The sequence below is a fragment of the Vibrio lentus genome (assembly GCF_002875945.1).
Lineage (GTDB): Bacteria > Pseudomonadota > Gammaproteobacteria > Enterobacterales > Vibrionaceae > Vibrio > Vibrio apostichopi.
Window position 1 is genome coordinate 1 of sequence record NZ_MCZK01000095.1, and the last position, 211, is coordinate 211.

1 protein-coding gene is annotated in these 211 nt (G+C 52.6%); it reads left to right on the top strand.

The genetic code is table 11. The features are described from left to right. Positions 1 to 211, top strand: a 211-nt coding sequence (locus tag BCT49_RS25665; RefSeq protein WP_157938604.1) for an Ig-like domain-containing protein, incomplete at both ends; no start/stop codon positions are given.

Genomic DNA, 211 nt, shown 5'->3' on the forward strand with positions numbered 1-211 from the left:
TGATAACACCATTGCAGTGACCGCTCGATTAGACAGTGGTTCAGATACGGGGGTTGACGACTCGGACCAGATCACTAATGACACAGATCCAGCCTTGTCAGGCACCGGTACTGATGGTGATATGGTCACTGTTACGTTGACAGGCCCTGGTGGGTACAGTCATGTGATCTCTACGACGGTAGCGCAAGGCGTTTGGAGCGTAACGTTCGAC